1 protein-coding gene and 1 pseudogene are annotated in these 2,837 nt (G+C 67.4%); both read right to left on the bottom strand.

Translation table 11 applies throughout. From position 1 onward, the window contains the following. Nucleotides 1–215, bottom strand: a pseudogene (locus AC1D01_RS28470) (RND transporter); the annotation flags it as partial. 14 nt (nucleotides 216–229) lie between these two features. Next, a partial coding sequence (locus AC1D01_RS28465; protein ID WP_477872396.1) for an efflux RND transporter permease subunit occupies nucleotides 230–2,837 on the bottom strand: 2,608 nt, incomplete at its 5' end.

Raw genomic sequence — 2,837 nt, 5'->3', positions numbered from 1 at the left:
GCATTCAGCTTCGCATCGCCGAACGTCACCCACCAGGCGCCGCGCTGCTGCGCCTCGGACGGCGCGGCCGCCTTCCAGCTGCCTTCGACGGCCGTCACCTCCTTGTAGGCCGACGGCACGCCCACGTCGGGCTGCGGCACCGTCGGGGCCAGCGAGCAACCGGCCAGCACCAGCGCCGTCACCAGCGCGGAAGTCTTGAACAATGTGTGTGTCATGGTCTTGTCGTCGCTCAGGTCGCCTCGTGCGCCACCGGCGCCGCAGCGGCGCCGGAGCGCCCTTCGATCGCCACCGCGAGCTTGCGCAGCAGCACGTAGAACAACGGGGTCAGGAACAGGCCGAACAGCGTCACGCCCAGCATGCCGGCGAACACCGCCACGCCCATCGCGTGGCGCATCTCGGAACCGGCACCCGACGAGAACACCAGCGGCAGCACGCCCATGATGAACGCGATCGACGTCATCAGGATCGGGCGCAGGCGCAGGTGGCAGGCTTCGAGCGCGGCTTCGACGATGCCCTTGCCCTGGTGCTCCAGGTCACGGGCGAACTCGACGATCAGGATCGCGTTCTTCGACGCCAGCCCCACCAGCACGAACAACGCGATCTGCGTGAAGATGTTGTTGTCGCCCTTGGTCAGGTAGACGCCCAGCAGCGCGCACAGGATCGACGCCGGCACGATCAGGATCACCGCCAGCGGCAGCGTCCAGCTCTCGTACTGCGCGGCCAGCACCAGGAACACCAGCAGCACGCACAGCGGGAACACGATCACCAGCGTGTTGCCGGCCAGGATCTCCTGGTAGGTGAGGTCGGTCCACTCGAAGCTGATGCCGCGCGGCAGCGTCTCGGCCGCCAGCTTGGCCATGATGTCCTGCGCCTGGCCCGACGACACGCCCGGTGCGGCGCCACCGTTGAAGTCGGCCGCCATGTACGAGTTGTATCGCTCGACACGGTCCGGCCCGTAGGTGTTGCTGACGTTCACCAGGCTGCCCAGCGGCACCATCTCGTTCGCGGCGTTGCGCACCTTGAACTGCCCGATCGCCGAGGCGTCCGAGCGGAACGAGGCGTCGGCCTGCGCGATCACCTGGTAGGTGCGGCCGAACTTGTTGAAGTCGTTGATGTAGAGCGAACCGAGGTTGATCTGCATCGTGTCGAAGATGTCCGACAGCGGCACGCCCAGCTGCTTGGCCTTGGTGCGGTCGACGTCGGCCTTCAGCTGCGGCACGTTGATCTGGTAGCCCGAGAACACGCCCGCCAGCTGCGGCGTCTGCCAGGCCTTCATCTGCAGCGCCTGCACCGCCTGGTACAGCGCGTCGGGGCCGAGGTTGGCGCGGTCTTCGACGTACAGCTTGAAGCCGCCGATGGTGCCGAGGCCGTTCACCGGCGGCGGCGGGAACACCATGATGAAGGCGTCCTGGATCGCGCCCAGACGCTTGTTCACCTCGGCCGCGATCGCGCCGCTCGACAGGTTGGCGCCCTTGCGCTTGTCGAAATCGTCCAGCGTGTAGAACACGATGCCCGAGTTCGGCGCGTTCATGAAGCCGTGGATCGACAGGCCCGGGAAGGCCACCGAGCTCTTGACGCCCGGCACCGATTGCGCGATCTCCGACATGCGGCGGATCACGCCTTCGGTGCGGTCGAGCGAGGCCGCATCAGGCAGCTGGGCGAAGCCGACCAGGTACTGCTTGTCCTGCGCCGGAACGAACCCCGACGGCACGATGCGGAACATGAACACCGCGCCGACGATCAGCAGCACGTAGACCACGAGGGTCGCGCCCTTGTGCGCCAGCACGCGCTTCACGCCACCGGTGTAGCCGTGCGACGAGCGGTCGAAGAAGCGGTTGAACACGCGGAAGAAGCCACCGAAGGCCCAGTCCATCGCGCGGGCGAGCTTGTCCTTCGGGGCGCCATGCGGCTTCAGCAGCACGGCGGCCAGCGCCGGCGACAGCGTCAGCGAGTTGAAGGCCGAGATCACCGTGGAGATCGCGATCGTCAGTGCGAACTGGCGGTAGAACTGGCCGGTCAGGCCGGACACGAAGGCGATCGGCACGAACACCGCGCACAGCACCAGCGCGATCGCGATGATCGGCCCGGAGACCTCCTTCATCGCCTGGATGGTGGCATCGCGCGGACTCAGCCCGTTGGCGATGTTGCGCTCGACGTTCTCGACCACCACGATCGCATCGTCGACCACGATGCCGATCGCCAGCACCAGGCCGAACAGCGACAGCGTGTTGATCGAGAAGCCGAAGCCCAGCAGCACCGCCATCGTGCCGATCACCGACACCGGCACGGCCAGCAGCGGGATCAGCGACGCGCGCCAGGTCTGCAGGAACACGATCACGACCAGCACCACCAGCGCGATCGCCTCGAGCAGCGTGTGGATCACGGCCGAGATCGAGTCACGCACGAACTGCGTCGGGTCGTAGACGATGGCGTACTCGAGGTCCTGCGGGAAGTCCTTCTTCAGCTCTTCCATCAGCGCGCGCACATCGGTCGAGATCTGCAGCGCGTTCGATTGCGGCGCCTCGAACAGGCCGAGCGCGACCGCCGGCTTGTTGTTCAGCAGCGAGCGCAGCGAGTAGGTGGAGGCACCCAGCTCGAGGCGGGCCACGTCGCGCAGGCGGATCACGCCGCCGCTGGCGGTGAGGCTGCCGGTCTTGATGATGATGTCGCCGAACTCCTCTTCGGTGCTCAGGCGGCCCTGGGTGTTGACCGACAGCTGGAACGGCGCGTCCTTGGCGGGCGAGGCGCCGACCACGCCGGCGGCCACCTGCACGTTCTGCTCGCGGATCGCGGCGACCACGTCGGGCGCGGTCAGGCCGCGCGCGGCGATCTTCTGC

The sequence above is a fragment of the Rhizobacter sp. P3_B12 genome, from assembly GCF_056402895.1.
The sequence above is the reverse complement of the archived record's forward strand: the minus strand, read 5'-3'. Positions and strand labels throughout refer to the sequence as shown.